A 19,842-nucleotide genomic window follows, 5' to 3' on the forward strand; every position below is an offset into this window, starting at 1 on the left:
AGAGAACTCGCGTAACCCCACTCGCGTACCCATCAGCCTGGGCAGTTCAATAATGATAGTGCGCGCCGATACCGAGGTATTCGACCTTCTGAATGTAGAACTGCCCAGTAGGTGAGTTGCCGCTGAAATATTCCATCAAGAATTGAAGCCTTCGCCCGAATGCCCCGAATTTATCGAATTGGATACCGGCTCTGACGGATACGTCGCTATTCCAATTGTTTTGCTCATGGTTCTTGACGTCCACCGCTGCAATCGGTCGCATGGATGCGAATCTTGTCCGCCAAGGGCTTCTGAATTCGATACCATATTGCGTTGTCCAGGGTTTAAGGGTAGAAGGATCCCGATGAAAAATGCCGCCCCCTCCGCCATAGATTCGTATTCCATAGGGAAACTCATAAGATAGCCTGAGGTCGGCTCCCTCATAGCTGAGATTGATACGCTGCAGTCGGGTTCGCAGCAAAAATTCATCTCCAAGATGAGAGCTTTGGTGAAAGACACGGGCGAAAGCCGAGAAGTGGCCCACACGCATGCTTGAGTATGCAGACGCGATAAAATCCGTATTGATGAGGTCGGATGACGGCCCGCCGAGATTGAAGTCGCTAAAGACTGCTGCCTGAAGCCCTGCTTCCCATTGCACGGTGGATCGAAAAAACGGTTGCGCCAGGTTGGCTCGGTAAAATGGAATGGTTTCGCCAAAGCTGACGGCCCCATTGTTATTCCCGTCAATATCTCTTCCCACATAATTGCGATAAGCGGCTGAAAAATGGGCCCATCTCGGATCAGCCAGCAACGGTTTAAACAGATGGCCTTCAGGTAAGGCCCCCGTGGGCAGAACTGCCGCGTCTGTTGCCGGGATTCCTTCAGCGGTGATTGCTACATCCGGCGCCGGCGGAGTAATTACAGGCTGCTGAACGGTGCTTTCCACCACTTGTACCGCAGTAACTCCAGGGATTCCCGATAATACCTGCACAATCCTTGCCCGTTCCGCTGCAGGTAGATCACCTGCCGGTACAGCGATAATGCCGTTCCGTACGACTAATGATGGGATATCGATCTTTAAGCTATGTTTAAGGACGCCCGCAGCATAGCCTGCTATATACGAATCATCGGATATCGCGGCATTTGCAGTGGATGTGCAGAAAGCAGACGTAAAAACCAGGATGGTTGATATTAAGGTGGTGGTTGTTACGATTGGCAGTGACCTCACAGTATTCCTCTCTTGTTAACGGTGCGGTTATTTTTGCTTCAGGCCTTTTCGCACCTGCCTGTATCTCGACTCTACTGACTTTATCTACTGACTTTATTTTGCGAACTTAATAATCAAGGAAAGCGAGGTCGGTACGGTGGCGTACATAAAGCATCCTGTTATTCGTTTCTTGCAGATCAGTAACCTCCCTATGATCGCCCCTGATGCACTAGACACCCAAGAGCCTTAAACTAAGGCGTCATTAGGAGGTGTCCTGAGCAGCAAGCGTTACGCGGAAGAGTTCAAGATCGAAGCGGTGAAGCAGATCACGGAGCGACGTTACCGGGTGGCAGAGGTGTCCGCCCGGCTGGGAGTGTCGCAGCACAGTTTGTATGAGTGGGTAGAAGTACAGCCAGCCAGAACCAGTACGCTGTGAAGCACAAAGCCAGCAGGCCGAATTGCGTGCCTCAAGGCTGAATTAAAACGGCTGAACTAAAACGTGTCACGGAGGAACGTGACATCCTAAAAAAGGCCGCGGTGCATTCATTGGTCAACGCAACACCATCTGATCTAATGTAGATTTGGAGGTGTTTTATGGCGCAATTGGGACGCCCAGGGTTATCTGTCAACCGGCTCAAAAGTGTCTAGGGGAAACGGGGCGATTCACTACTTGAAATATGCTTGTATTATTATCTTCTGATTGGGCGCCAATCATTCAGCAATACAAGGGGAACCAGCAATGAAGCAATGGCTTTTCCTTTCCATCGCAATTGTCAGTGAGGTGCTAGCAACCTCCGCGTTGAAGTCGAGCAACGGGTTTACCCAGCTTTGGCCATCGCTTGTCGTGGTAGCGGGTTACGCTGCCGCATTCTTCTTTCTGTCCCTGACCTTACGTGCCATCCCGGTAGGAATCGCGTACGCAATCTGGTCGGGCGCAGGGATTGTGCTTATCACCATTATCGGCTGGCTTGTCCTGGGGCAAGCACTCGATTTCCCCGCTGTTATCGGGTTAGCGCTCATCATTACGGGTGTGGTTATTCTGAACGTGTTTTCCAAATCGGTCGCTCATTAAGTTGAACTGGAGAACAACTGGAGAGCTTATCGAATCACTCGAAACAGTAACGGCGAGAACGTCCACGAAGCTACAGCACATCCTGCGCGGAGCGGACCGGAGCGGGTTGAGGATCGGTTTTTGCAACGGACGCTTAAGACACTTAACCCGGGGGGTTATCGAAGTTGCAGGCTGATTAAAAGGTGTACGAAGGGCGTATGTAAAGGTGTACTGAGGGTGTACTGAGGGGTGTACTAAGGTCCAATTGTTACTGTTACTGAAGCTGTTACGATGCTGACATGGCTCATATAGCAGGCTCATACAGCACAAGTAGCGGAACAAATATGACTTCTCCCCAGCGATATTGCGATCGTAGACGAATTTGCGGTATGTTCAGGTGCGTTATACTTTTTATCCTGTCACTTTCCGCCAGCGCCTACGCTACCTTAATTCAACTCCATACAGTACATGCCATTGATTCGCATGCCATCGATGCCCACTTCATAGACGATTATGACGTGAACCATGGCGATAACCATAGCAATCGCCATGGTTATGCAGAGCAAGGGCGGTCATCGGTAAACCCACTTTTGTGGGGCACGCGTGTCGAGAATGCCGATCCGTTGACCGGTAATGGCTCCGGGGGCTCCGATTTACTTTATGGTCCATTTTATGTATCGCTCCACGGATTTTACAACAGTTTTGGCGCCAGGCTTAAGGGTTCAAATTCAGGCGATTCTATCCTGGAGACTCTCCTCAGGGATGGTATCGATGGGATGCCTATCATGGAATCGTATGTGGAATCGTATGGCGATCCCGTCGCGATGGCTGATTTTCTGGCAGCCGTCGGCTTCATGACGACGAATTGGGAAGCAAATTCACACGATGTCCCGACTGCAGATCACCATGCGCCAGCTCCTCCGACACCTGCGATAACCCGGCGAAATCCACGAGAATGTCTGCAATCGCATCCTGAGCAAAAGCGTGGTGTGCAGGAAAACCTCTGCGCCGAGGGCAGCGGTTTTCCCGGCTCAGGCGCGGGTGGCATCACCGGCAGAAACAGCGGAGGCAGTGTCGCTTCCGTCGCCGGGAGCCGGAACGGGGATAACGGGAATTCCAGAAACGCTATCGGTGGGTTGGGCGGAACGCCACCAACGTTAGCCGGTGGAGGTGGTGGCCCTAGTGGTGGCGGTGGGGGTCCGGTTGGTCCGGTTGGTAACAGCGAGGAGAGTGGTACCGGTTCCGGTGGAGGTGGACCCTCCAGTAGCCCAACAGGCGTTGACAATGGCGGCGGTGGCAACGGGGGGAGGTTGGATCAGAGTAGTGACGGCGGCTCCGGGGGTGCCTATCCGAAGGAAGCAAGGACTGTCCCGGAACCTGCGCCGCTTGCTCTTCTCGCGCTTGGATTCGCTGGCATGTGGATTGTGCGAACCTGCAGCAAAAACTCCAGCAAAAACTCCCGGGTTCCTAAGTCTGCTTGAGTATGAGTTTTTGTCCGATAGACAGGCGATCCGTACCACGATTCCAGGACTTTATTTGCGCAACGGTAACGCCGTGGCGCTTGGCGATATTGAATAACGCGTCACCCTTTTTCACCGCATAAACAAAAAAGCGTTCAGGCAAGGTCGGTGTAGCGGGCTTGTTGCTCATGATAGAGATATCTTCTCCCGCAGCATTTCCATATATGGGCACCAGCAAAGTTTGGCCCGACATTACGCTATGCCCGTCAATATCATTAACATCCTTGAGTCGCTGTGCGCTGATGCCGTACTGTGCTGCTATTTTTTCCACGGTTTCCCCCTTCTTGGCTCGATAGGCCTGCCACGATACCAGCGGTTTGCCATGATTTTTCAGATTCTCGATGAAAACTTCTACTTTATCCGAGGGCAGCAGCAGCGTACGGGAATTGTCCACATTGATGACGGGCCGGTTATGGGCGGGGTTGAGCGCCTTGAACTCATCCAATGGAATATTAGCGAGCTTTGCCGCCAGTTTTATATCCATGTGGCGAGTCGCCGTGATTTTCTCAAAATAAGGTTGATTGGGTATGCTGGCAAGTTCAATGCCGAACGCAGCGGGATTGGAAATGATATTTTTTACTGCTGTCAGCCTGTGCACGAAATTCTGGGTTTCAGGGGGTAGCGTAATACTGCGGAAATCCTCCGGCAGACCATTGTTGCGATTCCTGATGAGCGCGCGCGCCACCGCCCCTTCTCCCCAGTTATACGACGCCAGCACAAGCTTCCAGTCGCCAAACATATTATGCAGTTTTTTCAGGTGATCTAGGGCGGCGCCCGTGGCGGCGATGATGTCCCGCCGCTCGTCGTACCACCAGTTCTGCTTCAAACCGTAGTTTTTGCCTGTAGATGGGATGAGCTGCCAGATACCGGAGGCATGGCTATGAGAAAGCGCCCGGGGATTGAAAGCGCTTTCAATGACGGGGAGCAGCGCAAGTTCGGCTGGCATGCCGCGCCGTTCCACCTCTTCCATAATATGGAAAAGGTAGCGTTTGCTGCGCTCAATAATGCGATTCATGTAATACGGACGGCTGACGTAGAATTCTTCGCTATGCCGCACCTCTTCGCTGTCAAGCTCAGCCATGGCGAAGCCGCTGCGTATGCGTTCCCAGATATCCAGCGGAGAGGTGGTTAAGCCAGAGATGGAACGAGTCGTTTCGAAAGAATCATCTTTTTCCCCGGCCGGGTTTAAAATACTCGTTTCCAAAGCGGGAATCTCTTCGGATACGGGGCTCTCATCTTCAGGCTTTAACTGTACCACCGGCTGACCGGAAAACTCGGCCGCCGTTGCAGTAAAACTGATCGTGGCCATGGCCAGGCTGATAATAAGGAATCGTGTCGAACTTGGCATATCGAAACTGTTGACGTGAGTATTCTTGGTCGTTTTATATTAGCGCTGTGAAACTTGTTTTGAGTCGCGTTAGCAACGCAAGTGCTTGCGCGGCCGGTTGCAAATAATTTCTACTCCTGAACAGGCCCGGGCTCGCCGGCTCATCCGGGATTTATTGCTCAGCACATCGATTGGGAGGACCTAGCAGCGCGTTGGAGACTGATTCTCGAACGCTCCGAGCTCTACCGCAAGTAGAGGCTTCCAGCCCGATTTTCGATGCTCCGCAACGACTGTAGTAAAGATTCCACCCCGCACGTAGAATTTGGCGGTAAGGCGAAGATACCTTGGCTTGAGGGCAGCAGCCAGGTCATCCACGATGCGGTTTGTTACGGCCTCATGGAATGCGCCCTCGTTACGGTAAGACCAGATGTAGAGCTTGAGGCTTTTCAGCTCCACGCATCTTTTATCCGGGATGTAATCGAGGATCAGTGTCGCGAAATCCGGTTGCCCCGTTTTTGGGCACAGGCAGGTGAACTCAGGGATTTCCATATGGATGAGGTAATCCCGACTGGGTGTCGGGTTATGAAATATTTCGAGTTCTTTCGCAGGGGTACTGGGCATTCTCTTATCTTGGTCAAATCGGTTAGAATGGGCTGCCCTAACGTATGTCTTTCAAGAATCGCTTTCCAGATTCTTCGGGCTGCACAATTATAGCTGGTTGCCAACGAAAAATTGCGCCTCTCCCACATCAAACTCGCCGGTTTTAAATCCTTTGTCGATCCTACCGAGATACCGGTCCCCGGTGACCTGGTCGGGATCGTCGGCCCCAATGGCTGCGGTAAATCGAATGTGATCGACGCGGTCCGTTGGGTTCTGGGCGAATCTCGGGCATCGGCATTACGCGGTGAGTCCATGCAGGACGTGATTTTTAACGGTTCCGCCAACCGAAAGCCGATTGGGCGCGCCAGCGTGGAGCTGATGTTTGACAATAGCCTCGGAAAGGCTGCCGGACAATGGTCGAGCTATGCCCAAATTTCCATCAAGCGCATATTGCGCCGGGATGGCGAATCCACATATCACATCAATAACATCCATGTCCGCCGCCGTGATGTCGCCGACATTTTTCTGGGCACGGGTATCGGAGGCCGCGGCTATGCCATCATCGAGCAGGGAATGATCTCCCGCATTATCGAGGCAAAGCCGGAAGAGCTGCGCGTATTTCTCGAAGAAGCCGCCGGCGTATCGAAATATCGCGAGCGCCGTCGAGAGACCGAATTGCGCCTGGCTGATACATCCGAAAATCTTTTGCGGGTAGGCGACATTTGCCAGGAGCTGGAAAAACAGTTATTGCGGCTGGAACAACAGGCGAAGATCGCCAGCCGGTTCAACGAGCTGAAGGCTCAATTGCTCGCGACGCAAAATCTTTTGTGGTGTGCTCGCAAACAGGAAGCCGCCGCGCAGCGTGTCCTTGCGGAACATGAACTCCAATCGATGCAAACCGCTTTCGAAGCTGAAACTGCGCGTCTGCGGGCCGCTGAAACACGTCTGGGAGAAAAGCGTGCTCAGCACTACGCGTTAGGCGATCACATGCATCAGGCCCAGGGCGAGCTTTATGCAATCAATGCGGAAATTGCGCGTATCGAACAGCAGATCCGGCACTTGCGTGAGAACCGCCACCGCGTGGCTCAACAAATCGCAACTGTGAACAACCAGGTTGAGCATCGCGAGAAGCAGGCGGGAGAAGCCGCCCTTGTCCTGGTCCAATGGCGAAAAAAGCTCGAACAGGCCCGGCTGGCTTATGAAGCGAAGACGAAAAAGGCGGCGGCGGAGAATGAAAAATTACCGCAGGCCGATGTCGCTTTTCGCGCATGTCAGGAAAAATTAACGGAAACACAGCATAGTTTGATGCTAATAGAGCAGGCTGGGCGCCTGGAAGAGAACCATCGGGCATACGCGGAAAAAGGCATCCGGCAGCTCGAATCGCGCCGCGCGAGACTGCTGGCAGAGCGGGGCGCACTGCCTCCAGCCAAAACCGAAGAGTTGTCGCATCTGAATCGCGAGGCTGAGGGTCGTGTGTCTGACCTGAAACAGAAACAGGAATTATTCGCACAAACTGAAAGCCTGCTTTTAGACGCGGAAGAAGTAAAGAGCGCTTGTGCAAATAAGGTACAGATGCTGCAGCAAAGGATTATTCAGGCTGAAGCCCGGCTTAATGCGCTGCGGCGCCTGCAGCAGCGCCTGGAAGGCAGTGAAGGACTGAGTGCGTGGCTGATAAAACATCGGCTGGATACGTTGCCACGTTTGTGGCAACGGATTCAAATCGAGAAGGGGTGGGAAGATGCGCTTGAAGCAGTGCTGCGTGAGCGTCTGAATAGCGCCCAGCTTGAGCAACTGGAGTCGGCGCACGATTGGGTGAATGACCCGCCTCCTGCGAAATGGGCGCTCTATGAGCCAACCAGCCGGCCGGCAGGAAGCGAACAGGCAAGAGGGTTTTCCCACGAGCCGCTGCATGACAGGGAAGACTGGACGCCGCTGGAATCGTATCTGACTTGCGACACCCCGGAAATCAAGTCGGTCGTGGAAGAATGGTTGAGCGGGGTTTTTGTGGTTGACAGTTTACGTGAAAGCTTCTTGCACCGAGCCAGGCTTTCCGCTGGAGAAATGCTGGTCACGCGCGAGGGCCATATTGTTACCTACCACAGCCTCACCTATTATGCGCCTGATTCGCAATTACACGGAGTGTTGGGACGCCAGCGCGAAATAGCCCATATTAAAATCGAATCCGATGCGCTGAGAGAAAGTCTCTCGATTGAGAAGTCATCTCTGGAGGCAGCGGAAGAGGCATGCCGGGAACTCGGATCAACGGTATCGCGTTTACGTTTTGATATTGGGCAGCTTCAGCAACAGCATCATGACGCACAGATGCAGGCGTTGAAGCTCACTCAACTTTTCGAGCGCACCAGCCAGAGATGCGGCCAGATTGAGGAGGAACTGACGGAGATCGAGCAGCAGGCCGGGGTGGAAGCTTCGAGAATGCGGGATGCGGAAATAAAACTGCGCGAATGCCGCGCGCAGATCGAAAACCTGCAGGAGCAGGTGCAGCAGGAAAAACTGGAGGGCCAGGCAGCGGAACGGGCGCTCGATGCACAGCGCCGATTCGCGCAGACCGCGGCACAGGAAATGCAGGAAGCATTATTCCACGAGAAAACCTGCCACAATAAAATCGCCGAGGTGGAGAAATCAATTCGCGTTATCGATGAGAATCTCGTTGAGCTCAAAGCCCAGTTGAAAAAGATGCAGGCTGAGCAAAGCACTTTTGACGACACCGGGCTGAACCTACGCATCGAGGAACAACTGACTCTGCGCGGACAGCATGAACAGGCACTGGCCGAGGCGCGCAATGCCCTGGAAGAGGCGGGCGGCGAGCTGCGCAATGTAGAGCAGGAGCGCCTCGCTTCCGAACAAAAGTTGCACCCCTTGCGAGAATCCATCAATACCGCTCGCCTCAAGGAACAGGAAGCACGCATCATCGAGAACCAGTTTGACGAGCAACTAAAACGAGCAGGAGCACCCGAGGAAGAGTTGACACATGCTCTTGGTAAAACGCGCCCCGCTACGTTACAGGCTGAGATCAATCGTCTCAATAATGAGATCATTGCCCTGGGAGCGGTCAACCTCGGGGCCTTGGAGGAGTTGCAATCATCTCAGGCGCGCAAGAGTTATCTCGATTCGCAGTTGAAGGATTTGAAAGAAGCGTCTGAAACCTTGAAAAACGCAATTCAACGGATAGATGGTGAAACACGCGAACGTCTGCTGGGCACGGTAGAAAAGGTCAACGCCAATTTAGACGAGATGTTTCCCACCATATTTGGCGGCGGGCAGGCAAAACTGTTACTTAGAGGAGATGAGATTCTCGATTCGGGCATACAGATAATCGCTCAGCCGCCAGGCAAGAAAAACAGTTCAATTCATCTGTTATCCGGCGGTGAAAAGGCCCTGACTGCGCTCGCATTTGTGTTCTCGCTGTTCCAACTCAATCCCGCGCCATTTTGTCTGTTGGATGAGGTGGACGCTCCGCTGGACGATACCAATACCGAACGCTTCTGCAACCTGGTAAAAAAAATGTCACGCCAGACTCAGTTCGTGTTCATCAGCCACAATAAAATTACGATGGAAATGGCACAGCAATTGATTGGCATCACAATGCAGGAAAAGGGGGTCTCCCGCATGGTCGCAGTTGAAATGGAAGAAGCTGCCAGACTGAGCAATGCGTCGACGAGGACCGGACAAGCGTGGTAAACATGAGCGAACTGCAAATCAGTCTGATCGCTATCGGCATAGTCGTGGTCATGGGCGTCATTTGCTTTAACTGGATGCAGCAGCGCCGCTATCGGCGGCATGCGGAAGAGGCATTTGGACGGAAACCTGAAGATGTACTGTTGCGAACGGCCACGCCTCCCGTAGAAAATGAACGGATCGAGCCCCGGTTCGGCGCGGAAGCATCGCAGGAGCTTCAGCTGGATCCGGACATGAAATCGATGGAACCGTCGGAAGCTGCCCGGGCAGCCGAGCCGATCCGCGAGCCAACCCCGGAGCCAACCTCGGAGCCAACCCCGGAGCCAACCCCGGCGCCAACCTCGGAGCCAACCTCGGAGCCAACCCCGGAGCCAATTTCTGAGCCATTCTCCGAGCCAGTCTCTGAGCCTGTTCGCGAGCCGGCTCCCATGCGAACCGTACCGGATGAAGCACCAGCAACCATCCAAGCCGCCGGGGCAGGGAAAGGGGTGGATTATGTGGCTGACATCCATGCTGAAACATCGATCGCGGATTCGAGTTTGGCGGAGGTGCTCCTGCGGAAATTTGACTTCAACAAACCGGTGCGATGGCTGGGCCAAAGAGTTCCCGATGCGCCCTGGGAAGAAATTACCGTACAAAGCTACGGCAAGGGAGGCTATACCCATTTGAAAGGTTGCCTGCAACTTGTCGATCGCGCCGGTCCCGTAAGCGAAGTAAATTTATCCGAGTTCCGCGATATGGTTCAAAACTTTTCTGTCCGCGTGAATGCGATCGCCGACTGTCCCGATATACCTGAGGCCCATGCGCAGGCATTAGTGCTCGATGAATTCTGCACAGAAGTGGATGTCATGATAGGCATCAACATTATCAGTAGGGATGGCGGTGCATTGACCGGTGCCAAGATTCGTGTTCTGGCGGAATCATCAGGTTTCAAACTTGGGGCGGACGGCATGTTCAGTTATTGCAATGAGAATAATATCAATGTATTTTTCCTTGCTAACTTTGAACCCGCGCCATTTCTTCCAGATACCCTGCGAACGCTCACGACTCACGGTGTCACGTTTCTGCTTGACGTACCCCGAGTGGCGAATGGAGAGATCGTTTTCGACCGGATGATGAATCTCGCGGGAAATTTTGCGGACACCTTGGGGGGTGTCATGGTGGATGATAATCGCGTTCCCTTGAGTGACAGCGGGATTCGGAAAATCAAGCAACAGCTCGTGGCCATCGAGTCCATGATGCTGGCGCGCAACATTCCCGCCGGCAGTGCAATTGCGCTGAGGCTGTTTGCGTGAGCGAATATCCGGAACATATTTGGCGTCGCGCAAGGGAATTGCGCGAAACCATCGAATTGCACAATTACAACTATTACTCGCTCGATGCCCCGACTATTCCGGATGCCGAATATGACGAACTGTTTCGCGAGTTGCAGGAACTTGAGCGGCATTATCCTGAGCTCGTTACTCCTGATTCCCCCACTCAGCGCATAGGCGCTGCCGCTCTCAAGGAGTTTTCAAAGGTTCACCATCGAACGCCGATGCTTTCTCTCGGCAACGCATTCAGCGCAGCGGAGGTGGAAGCGTTCGACCGGCGAGTGCGCCAAACGCTGGGCACGGACGAGGTGGAGTATGCGGTAGAACCAAAATTCGATGGTCTGGCGATCAGCCTCTGCTATGAAAAAGGGGTACTGGCGACCGGAGCGACCCGCGGTGACGGTTATATTGGCGAAGATGTAACCCGGAATCTGCGCACCATCAGGGCGATTCCCTTGCGGCTTCAACCCAATCGCGACAACACTGCGGTGCCTGCCTTCATGGAAGTCCGAGGCGAGGTGTTGATGCTGAGGTCGGATTTCGAAAAACTTAACCGGCAACAGCGCGAGAAAAACGAACGGGAATTCATCAATCCTCGTAATGCCGCCGCCGGGTCGCTGCGCCAGCTGGATCCCGGTATCACAGCCAGCCGCAGGCTGACGTTTTTCGCATACGGCATTGGCGCGTGTGAGGGTGGAGATCTACCTCACGACAAACAAAACCACGTAATGGATTACCTCGAGTCTCTCAAATTTCCGGTTATGCGCGAACGAGATACCGTTCTCGGTGTGGCGGGCCTGCTGGAGTATCATGGCAAGATAAGCGGGATGCGTGAACAGTTGGCTTACGAGATAGATGGCGCGGTGTACAAAGTCAACGATCTGGCGCAGCAGGAGAAACTTGGATTTGTCTCCCGCGCTCCCCGGTTCGCCATTGCTCACAAGTTTCCGGCTCAGGAAGCGACAACGCAAGTACTGGGAATAACGGTGCACGTGGGCAGAACCGGCGCGTTGACTCCCGTTGCACGGCTGAGACCCGTTTTCGTAGGTGGCGTCACTGTTACCAACGCGACGCTCCACAATGAGGATGAAATCCGGCGCAAAGACGTCATGATCGGCGACAGCGTCATCGTGCGGCGCGCGGGTGATGTCATTCCCGAGGTGGTAGCTGTACAGAAAGAGAAACGGTCGGCGGACGCCAGGTTTTTCGCTATGCCGACGCACTGCCCCGTCTGCGGTTCCAAAGCGGTACGCTTGCCCGGTGAAGCGCTCACGCGCTGTACCGGCGGATTGTTTTGTCCGGCGCAACGAAAGCAGTCCATTCTGCATTTTGCCTCACGCAGGGCAATGAATATCAGGGGCCTGGGAGACAAGCTGGTGGATCATCTAGTCGATCGCGCCATCATCGAAACCCCCGCGGATCTTTATAAACTCGACGCAACTGCGGTGGCCGCTCTGGAGCGCATGGCGGAAAAGTCCGCACGCAATATTGTAAATGCTATCGAAAAAAGCAAAGACACCACCTTGGCGCGCATTATTTATTCCCTGGGTATTCGCAACGTTGGCGAAACCACCGCCAGGGATCTGGCCCGACATTTCGGGCGACTGGATCGGTTGATGGCAGCAAATGCCGAAAGTTTGCAGCAGGTGGGGGACGTCGGCCCCGTTGTAGCTCAAAGTATTACCAGCTTTTTCAATGAGGCACACAACGTGGAAGTTATCCGCCAGTTGCGCGCCCGTGGGGTACACTGGCAGGAAAGCGAAGACACCGGGCAAACAAAGGCCGGGCTCAGTCCCCACAAGGGGTTCGATGCTGATAAAGTTGCAGGAAAAACTTTTGTACTCACAGGCAGCCTGCCGAATCTCAGTCGGGAGGATGCGCGGGACCGGATCGAATCCGCAGGAGGAAAAGTAACCGGGAGCGTATCCAGAAATACCGATTACGTGGTGACGGGCGTCGATCCCGGCAGTAAATACGACAAAGCGGTCGAACTCGGAATCGCCATTCTCGACGAGGCAGGGTTATTGCAATTATTACAGAATTCGCAAGCTGATTCCCGTCTTGATTCCCGTCTAATTCCCAGCCTTAATCCTTAAACGAGCCACCCATGCCAAAAATAACGAAAGCCGTTTTTCCCGTAGCAGGCATGGGCACTCGGTTTTTGCCCGCTACCAAGGCCAGTCCCAAGGAGATGATGCCCATCGTGGATAAGCCCTTGATCCAGTATGCCGTGGAAGAAGCTATTGCGGCAGGCATAACGGAAATGATCTTTATAACCGGACGTCATAAGCGTGCGATCGAAGATCACTTCGATAAAGCCTACGAAATGGAAGCGGAGCTGGAAGCGCGGGGAAAGAGCGATACCCTGGCAATATTGCGGCGCATCTTGCCGAAGAACATCTCCTGTATTTATATTCGTCAACCGGAAGCGCTGGGATTGGGTCACGCGGTACTGTGCGCGCGCCCCGCTGTAGGCAATGAACCGTTCGCGGTGCTGCTGGCAGACGATTTACTTGTGGGAGATCCTCCGATTATGCGGCAGTTGAGCCAGATATATGAACAAAACGGCTGCTCGATACTGGCCGTGGAAAATGTCGAGCCGCAACATACGGTGAATTACGGCATCGTGAAATGCGGACCGGGAATGAAAGGATTGCATCCCGTCACGGGTATCGTAGAAAAACCCGAGCCCGAGAACGCGCCATCCACGCTGGGTGTGGTAGGCCGCTATATCCTGACGCCCAGAATTTTTGAACACCTGGAAAAAATTGAACCAGGCGCGGGCGGAGAAATTCAGCTCACGGATGGTATCGCCTCATTGCTACAGGAGGAGCGGGCGCTTGCTTATGAATTTTGCGGAACCCGTTACGATTGTGGAAGCAAGATCGGCTACCTCAAAGCAACCGTCGCGATGGCGCTTGAGCATCCTGAAGTCGCCCGGGAATTTTCCGAATATTTGAATGCCCTGGTGTGTTGCCGCCCTTCTGCCGAATAGTGCCGTTTGAACTTCTTTTTTACCATTTTAGCTGAGGCAAATTCGGCAAATTTGGCAAATTTGGAACAGGCTGGTGCTGAATTTCTGCAGGGATTTGAATAATTACTCCATTCGCGGGAGCCACGTTCAATGGCCCCGGTATCCTCTATTGATGTTATCTTCCGAAGAAGCAAGAAAAATATTTGATACCGCGGAGCAGATATTTTCCGCGGATTCTGTATCGCAGACTGTAAACCGCATGGCGGCGGATATTACCGCGGCGCTGTCGGACGAGTATCCGCTAGTGTTGAGCGTCATGGGGGGCGCAGTTGTATTTACCGGACAGTTGCTGCCTTTGCTGGAGTTTCCGCTTACGTTCGATTATCTCCATGTCAGCCGCTACGACAACAGGATTCAGGGCTCGGAACTCGATTGGAAAATGTCGCCCCACGAGGATGTGTGCAACAGAGTAGTGTTGGTGCTTGATGATATCCTTGACGAAGGGGTTACGATGGCCGCGATACGAGACTGGATCATGAATCGCGGTGCTAAAGCTTTCTACAGTGCCGTTCTTGCCGAAAAGGAGATCGCTCGACCCAAGCCGATCCGCGCGGATTTTGTCGGCCTGGTGGTGCCGGATCGCTATGTGTTCGGGTTCGGGATGGACATTTACGGCGTGTGGCGAAATTTGCCGGCAATTTATGCCGTGAAAGCTTAGGATCTTCTGGAAAGCCACCGATGCAAGGCTTTTTCCAATTCATTTAACTTGAAAGAACAGATATGCTCGCAATCATAGGCGGTACGGGCATGGCCCAGCTCGCCTGTCTTGAAATATCGCATCGGCAGATTATGAGAACGCCCTATGGCGAACCATCGGGGCCGCTGACTTTTGGGAAAATCAACGATAATAAGGTTGTATTTTTGGCTCGCCACGGATATGGCCATACCATCCCTCCCCATGAGGTGAATTACCGGGCAAACCTGTGGGCACTGCAATCATTGGATCTTTCCCGGGTAATATCCGTGGCTTCGGTAGGCGGAATTCGCGCCGATTTAACGCCGGGCATGATCGCTATTCCTGACCAGATTATCGATTATACGCACGGCCGCAAGTATACGTATCATGAAGGCCTGGACAGGTCGGTTACTCATATTGATTTTACCGAGCCTTATTGCCACTTAACGCGGAATGGCCTTTTACGGGCGGCGAAACGCGCAAATGAACGAGTTATCGATGGCGGTGTCTATGGTGCGACACAAGGGCCGCGGCTTGAAACCGCCGCGGAGATCAGTCGGATGGAGCGGGACGGTGTCGATATGGTGGGCATGACGGGAATGCCCGAAGCCGCGCTGGCTAAAGAGCTGGGCCTGTGCTATGCGACGATTGCCGTCGTAGCCAATTATGCCGCAGGCCGTAAAACCAGTGCGCGTGCCATCCGCCTGGAGGACGCCCATGCTGTTCTGAAACAGGCGATGGTGGGCGTCAGAAATATTCTTGAACACGTGGTGGAACTCGATGGCGATTAAACCGGTATTAAAAATGGGAGATCCCCGATTGCTGGAAGTGGCCGAGAAGGTCAAGAACTTTGGTACGCCCGCGCTCCACGCCCTGATCCAGGACATGCGGGAAACCATGGATGTGCTTGATGGCGCGGGACTGGCTGCGCCACAGATTGGGGTTGGCCTGCAAGTCGTAATATTCGGCGTAAAGCATAATCCACGCTATCCCAATGCAGAGGAAGTACCGTACACAGTACTACTGAATCCGGTATTGACACCTCTTACACATGAAATGGAATCCGGCTGGGAAGGTTGCCTGAGCGTTCCCGGCATGCGCGGCATGGTGCCGCGTTTTGCGAAACTGCGCTATCAGGGCGCAGATCAATATGGTAGATCCATAGATCGCACGGTGGACGGATTTCATGCCCGCGTTGTGCAACACGAATGCGACCATTTGCAAGGCATCCTCTATCCCATGCGTATCACCGATTTTCGCACCTTCGGTTTTACCGACGTGTTATTTCCGGATCACGCGCCGATAGACGAGTAAGCTTCGAACCATTCTGTTGGGCGATCTCGCCGGCCAGGAGCGAAGATATGCCGGGCTTCTCGGATCTGCTTCATCCATTTTTGGATCCCAAGCCGGAGCAGGCCAACTGTTGTGCCAGCAACTGAGCCAGATTGCGTGCGCTGCGTTTTCCGCTTTCTACAACGATATGCGCTGTCTCCCGGTAAAGGGGATCGCGCTGCATATATAATTCAGTCAATTTTCTGCGTGGGTCGGGGGTCCGCAGCAACGGCCGGTTTTTATCTTGCCGGGTGCGGCGCCATAAATCATCAACCGCCGCGCGCAGATAAATGACCGTACCCCTGTGCTTCAGCATCTTGCGATTTTCCATGCTCAGCACGGCACCGCCACCCGTAGCGAGCACAATGTTTTCCATTTTCACCAGTTCCGACAGCATCTCTGTCTCACGCTTGCGGAAACCGGCCTCGCCCTCAATCTCGAAAATCAGAGGTATCCCGACACCTGTTCGTTTTTGAATTTCCCGATCGGAATCATAAAACGTTTTGCCGAGGAAGTGCGCAAGCAGCCGGCCTATGGTCGTTTTTCCCGCACCCATCATACCCACCAGAAAAATATTACCGTTGGGCTCGTTTATGGCGACGTCTGACGCTATGGTTATGCTTATTGAATCCATCGCCCAATTGTAGCGGAAATGCCACAATTCGCGTCGAAACATCCTGCTATCTTACTTTTCCTTATCCTGCCTATTCTGCCTGACGGAGGGCGCTATCGGCCTCGGCGTTTGTAGGATCGCAGCAAACGTATCGTGGGGGGCAGGACGTACCTTATCATCGATGTCTTCGTCCCGCTGCCCAGTATTCCTGCCGTGACCGTGGCACCACCTTTTACCGCCTTTTTCAGCAATCCCCGGGGTATTATGGCGACTGCAGCAAGCGCCGAGAGGGTGGCGTAGTATGGATGCTTCGTTAAAAATCTAAACGTATGGCTGCGGGGGAAAGTATGCGCATCATATACAGGTTCATGGTCATGGTCTTCTTCATGGTCGAACATATGCCGAAAATTTCTGCGGCTGGCACTCATCCGTTCAAGAATGGCTTTTCGCTCATCTTCGAGGGAATTGCTCATACAACATCCTTCATCAGCTTCACATCCTGTTGCAATTCGTTGCGCAGGGTATCAAAAGCTGAAACGGAATCTGTCCGGCCTGGGCTCGCGATATATGTCCCGAAGGCTATCAATGCATAAGTCCCCGCTACGCCCCATGCGGAAATAACGCGATAGGGCGTATCCCAACAGGTGACTATAATGGCAATACCAAGGAAAATAAGGCTCAAGACGGCAAGGAGCGCTACCACCAAAGCACCGATTATCCGCCTCATGAAATTCTGCCCCTGAATCTCCGCTGATACTTTCAGTAACTCCAGGTAATCACTCATACGTTCCAAAGCGATCACTCCGAGCTGTCTGGCTTTTTTGATGGTCTCAAACATGGCGGTTTTTCTCGACGTATGCTGGGGCCGGCGGAACGGTTAACGGCGCCCCGAGAGCAAGCCGACCAGAAAGCCGACTGCTGCGGCGTAACCCACCGATTGCAATGGCCGCTCTTTTACATATTCTTTAGAGCATTCAACGCCATGGTCGAACTGTTCACGAGCATTATCGGCGATGCTTCTGGCCGATTCCTTGGTAGCTGCAATCTTGGCCAGCAGTTTTTCCTTCGCATCCTCCAGGTCGACATCTGATAAAGTGGGTATGCGCGCAATCAAGTCGTCCAGATCGGCCTTGAGATTGGCAAGCTCTTCACCTGCGACAGCACCCACATGCTTGCTAGCCGACTTTGCAGCTTCCCCTACGCGTTGGGCGGCGCTCCCGGCGTGATGCGCCATATTTTCTGCGGCCGCCTGTGCATTGTCTGTTTTGTTGGTGGAAGTTTCTGTTTGCATGATGTACTCCTTTATTTATTCATTAGAGAGAAAAAAGCCGATGCGATGTGGCATGCGGCATATTGATGCGGCATACTTTGTTTGTGGCGCATTCAGGCCTCAACCTCATCCCAGTTTCGCGCAAATGACCGACGCCGGTATGTACGTTGACACACATAAAAAGATATAAAGAAAATCACCTATTTAATCTGTGGCCTATTGGCCGTTACGCCTCTCCATCCCACGCGGAAGTATCCGTGTGGAGCAAAATAAATCCTCGGGTTCAAATTGAGCGGGCCAAGGCAAAAATGATATAATCCCCCGCTAATCTGGCCTTGCGGTCATCCTGGGGTCCTTGTTTCCCCTTGGTCTTCCACAGGATATTCCCGTACGCCAGCTTAATTCACGGCCAGCTTAATTCACATATCCGGCTTAATTCACATATCCGCCTGTTCCAGAAGGGTGCTCCTAAAAGAGCGATTGGCGGATAGAGGCTCAACCCTAAAGGAGAAATTCATGTCTATAACCATGCGTCAAATGCTGGAAGCGGGTGTTCATTTCGGGCACCAGACCCGTTTCTGGAATCCGAGAATGGCTCAATATATTTTTGGCCATCGCAACAAGATACACATCATCAACCTGGAAAAAACCTTGGCGATGTATCAGGACGCGATGAAATACGTGCGTCAGTTGTCCGCCAACAAGGGTACTATTCTATTCGTCGGCACCAAGCGCCAAGCGCGCGATATCGTGCGTGAGGAGGCAATTCGCTGCGGTTCCCCTTACGTGGACCAGCGCTGGCTCGGCGGGATGCTGACCAATTTCAAGACGATAAAGCAATCCGTCAAACGCCTCCACGACATGGAAACGATGATGCAGGATGGCACGCTCGACAAACTTTCCAAAAAAGAAGCGCTGGATATTCAGCGTGAACTGGAAAAGCTCAATCGCAGCCTGGGCGGCATCAAGGATATGAAGGGCCTTCCTGACGCGATGTTCGTGATCGACGTCGGTTACCAGAAAGGCGCCATTACGGAAGCGAAAAAGCTCGGCATTCCGATAGTCGGCGTGGTGGATACCAACCATAACCCTGAGCCCGTGGACTATGTCATTCCCGGCAACGATGATTCCAGCCAGGCGATACGGCTCTATGCGCGAGGTGTGGCTGACGCGATTCTGGAGGGGCGCCGCCAGAGCGTGCAGGAAATCATAAAAAACGAATTTCCCGAAACGGATGAGGTGGCCGCAACGGAAGAGTGACCAGGCCGGTTCTGGCAGCACCTGTCTACGATCAAATAAATTTGGAGTGAATATGGCGGAAATCACCGCACCAATGGTGAAGGAATTGCGCGGTCTGACCGGTCTGGGCATGATGGAATGCAAAAAAGCACTAACCGAAACCGGTGGTGACATGAAGGCCGCGGAAGATCTACTGAGGATCAAAAGCGGTGCCAAGGCGAGCAAGGCGGCAGGTCGCACCGCGGCAGAGGGCATGGTTGGGGCATATATCACGCCGGATGGCAAGCATGGCGCGTTGGTCGAAGTCAATTGTGAAACAGATTTTGTCGCGAGAAATGAGGATTTTATCAATTTTGCACGCGGCCTTGCCCGTCTGCTGGCCACCGAAAGTCTGGCGGATACCGAAGCATTGGCGGGCGCTGCATTACCCAGCGGCGAAAATGTGGAAGAGTTTCGTAAAGCGCTGGTCATGAAGCTGGGCGAAAATATCAGCATTCGCCGCTTCATGCGGTACGCCACGCAGGGGCAGCTTGCTTCATATCTGCATGGTGCGAAAATCGGTGTGATGATCGATTACACCGGGGGCGACGAGACGCTGGGTAAGGATCTGGCGATGCACATTGCGGCCAGCAAGCCTATTTGCGTTTCAAGTGAGCAGGTATCGCCCGAATTGTTGTCGCGCGAACGGTCAATTTATACCGCACAAGCGGCGGAAAGCGGCAAACCCATGGACATCGTCGCGAAAATGGTGGATGGCCGCATTGCCAAATACCTGGCCGAGGTCACGCTGCTTGGTCAACCTTTCGTCAAGAATCCAGATCAGACTGTAGAAAAATTACTGGCGGCAAAGTCAGCGAAAGTGAACGGCTTTACGTTATATATAGTAGGGGAGGGCATCGAAAGGAAAGCTGATGATTTTGCCGCCGAAGTAATGGCTCAAGTGAACCAGGCAAAAGAAGATCAAGTGCCGCAGCCAAAGTAGCTT

18 protein-coding genes and 1 pseudogene are annotated in these 19,842 nt (G+C 53.3%); 12 read left to right on the forward strand and 7 right to left on the reverse strand.

Features of this window, described 5'->3' with window-relative positions:
* Positions 1-46: 46 nt before the first annotated feature.
* Positions 47-1,198 carry a DUF1207 domain-containing protein gene (locus tag BMX00_RS01730; RefSeq protein ID WP_245727578.1) on the reverse strand — a complete coding sequence of 384 codons (1,152 nt, stop codon included), beginning with the start codon at positions 1,196-1,198 and terminating at the stop codon, positions 47-49.
* 262 nt (positions 1,199-1,460) lie between these two features.
* Between BMX00_RS01730 and BMX00_RS14810 the strand changes: the two are divergent.
* The 3 genes and pseudogenes from BMX00_RS14810 to BMX00_RS01745 all read left to right on the forward strand — a co-directional run.
* Positions 1,461-1,717 (forward strand): annotated as a pseudogene (locus BMX00_RS14810) (transposase); the annotation flags it as partial.
* Positions 1,718-1,925: 208 nt separating this feature from the next.
* A complete protein-coding gene (locus BMX00_RS01740) occupies positions 1,926-2,258 on the forward strand; it encodes an SMR family transporter (protein ID WP_090826412.1) in 333 nt (110 codons plus the stop codon).
* Positions 2,259-2,626: 368 nt separating this feature from the next.
* Complete coding sequence (locus BMX00_RS01745; RefSeq protein WP_090826415.1) at positions 2,627-3,718, forward strand: PEP-CTERM sorting domain-containing protein; 1,092 nt, start codon at positions 2,627-2,629, stop codon at positions 3,716-3,718.
* On the opposite strand, the gene BMX00_RS01750 is transcribed toward BMX00_RS01745, so the two are convergent.
* Together BMX00_RS01750 and queF are read right to left on the reverse strand one after the other, a co-directional pair.
* A complete protein-coding gene (locus BMX00_RS01750) occupies positions 3,705-5,066 on the reverse strand; it encodes a LysM peptidoglycan-binding domain-containing protein (protein WP_245727528.1) in 1,362 nt (453 codons plus the stop codon). The genes BMX00_RS01745 and BMX00_RS01750 overlap by 14 nt on opposite strands.
* 219 nt (positions 5,067-5,285) lie before the next feature.
* On the reverse strand, positions 5,286-5,705 hold the full coding sequence (gene queF / locus BMX00_RS01755; protein ID WP_090826421.1) for a preQ(1) synthase: 420 nt from the start codon (positions 5,703-5,705) through the stop codon (positions 5,286-5,288).
* Between the two features lie 111 nt (positions 5,706-5,816).
* Between queF and smc the strand changes: the two genes are divergently transcribed.
* The 7 genes from smc (at position 5,817) to def (ending at position 15,717) form a co-directional block, all read left to right on the forward strand.
* Positions 5,817-9,383, forward strand: coding sequence for a chromosome segregation protein SMC (gene smc, locus BMX00_RS01760; protein WP_090826423.1), 3,567 nt, complete (start codon positions 5,817-5,819; stop codon positions 9,381-9,383).
* Positions 9,384-9,385: 2 nt separating this feature from the next.
* Positions 9,386-10,675 (forward strand): cell division protein ZipA, encoded by a 1,290-nt coding sequence (locus tag BMX00_RS01765; RefSeq protein ID WP_245727530.1) that lies wholly within the window; start codon positions 9,386-9,388, stop codon positions 10,673-10,675.
* Complete coding sequence (gene ligA, locus BMX00_RS01770; protein WP_090826428.1) at positions 10,672-12,789, forward strand: NAD-dependent DNA ligase LigA; 2,118 nt, start codon at positions 10,672-10,674, stop codon at positions 12,787-12,789. Before BMX00_RS01765 ends, ligA begins: the two co-directional genes overlap by 4 nt.
* A gap of 11 nt (positions 12,790-12,800) precedes the next feature.
* A complete protein-coding gene (gene galU / locus BMX00_RS01775) occupies positions 12,801-13,688 on the forward strand; it encodes a UTP--glucose-1-phosphate uridylyltransferase GalU (protein ID WP_090826431.1) in 888 nt (295 codons plus the stop codon).
* Between the two features lie 151 nt (positions 13,689-13,839).
* Positions 13,840-14,385, forward strand: a complete 546-nt coding sequence (locus tag BMX00_RS01780) for a hypoxanthine-guanine phosphoribosyltransferase (RefSeq protein ID WP_090826434.1) — start codon at positions 13,840-13,842, stop codon at positions 14,383-14,385.
* 62 nt (positions 14,386-14,447) lie between these two features.
* Positions 14,448-15,194, forward strand: a complete 747-nt coding sequence (locus BMX00_RS01785; RefSeq protein WP_090826436.1) for an S-methyl-5'-thioinosine phosphorylase — start codon at positions 14,448-14,450, stop codon at positions 15,192-15,194.
* A complete protein-coding gene (def, locus tag BMX00_RS01790; protein WP_090826439.1) occupies positions 15,184-15,717 on the forward strand; it encodes a peptide deformylase in 534 nt (177 codons plus the stop codon). The genes BMX00_RS01785 and def overlap by 11 nt, the downstream gene beginning before the upstream one ends.
* A 70-nt stretch (positions 15,718-15,787) precedes the next feature.
* Here def and BMX00_RS01795 read toward each other — a convergent pair whose 3' ends face one another.
* The 4 genes from BMX00_RS01795 to BMX00_RS01810 all read right to left on the reverse strand — a co-directional run bounded on the left by BMX00_RS01795 (position 15,788) and on the right by BMX00_RS01810 (position 17,639).
* Positions 15,788-16,369, reverse strand: a complete 582-nt coding sequence (locus BMX00_RS01795; protein ID WP_090826867.1) for a shikimate kinase — start codon at positions 16,367-16,369, stop codon at positions 15,788-15,790.
* A gap of 92 nt (positions 16,370-16,461) precedes the next feature.
* Positions 16,462-16,821, reverse strand: coding sequence for a hypothetical protein (locus BMX00_RS01800; RefSeq protein ID WP_090826444.1), 360 nt, complete (start codon positions 16,819-16,821; stop codon positions 16,462-16,464).
* Positions 16,818-17,186, reverse strand: coding sequence for a phage holin family protein (locus BMX00_RS01805; protein ID WP_090826447.1), 369 nt, complete (start codon positions 17,184-17,186; stop codon positions 16,818-16,820). Before BMX00_RS01805 ends, BMX00_RS01800 begins: the two co-directional genes overlap by 4 nt.
* A gap of 39 nt (positions 17,187-17,225) precedes the next feature.
* Positions 17,226-17,639, reverse strand: coding sequence for an ElaB/YgaM/YqjD family protein (locus BMX00_RS01810; RefSeq protein WP_090826451.1), 414 nt, complete (start codon positions 17,637-17,639; stop codon positions 17,226-17,228).
* A 495-nt stretch (positions 17,640-18,134) separates the two neighbouring features.
* Here BMX00_RS01810 and rpsB point away from each other — a divergent pair, with 495 nt between their 5' ends.
* The gene (gene rpsB, locus BMX00_RS01815; protein WP_090826454.1) at positions 18,135-18,878 is read left to right on the forward strand and encodes a 30S ribosomal protein S2; all 744 of its coding nucleotides are present in this window, start codon (positions 18,135-18,137) and stop codon (positions 18,876-18,878) included.
* 52 nt (positions 18,879-18,930) lie between these two features.
* On the forward strand, positions 18,931-19,839 hold the full coding sequence (gene tsf, locus BMX00_RS01820; RefSeq protein WP_090826457.1) for a translation elongation factor Ts: 909 nt from the start codon (positions 18,931-18,933) through the stop codon (positions 19,837-19,839).
* Positions 19,840-19,842: the final 3 nt, after the last annotated feature.

Origin of the sequence: Nitrosovibrio tenuis (genome assembly GCF_900109785.1) — a bacterium.
Taxonomy (GTDB): domain Bacteria; phylum Pseudomonadota; class Gammaproteobacteria; order Burkholderiales; family Nitrosomonadaceae; genus Nitrosospira; species Nitrosospira tenuis_A.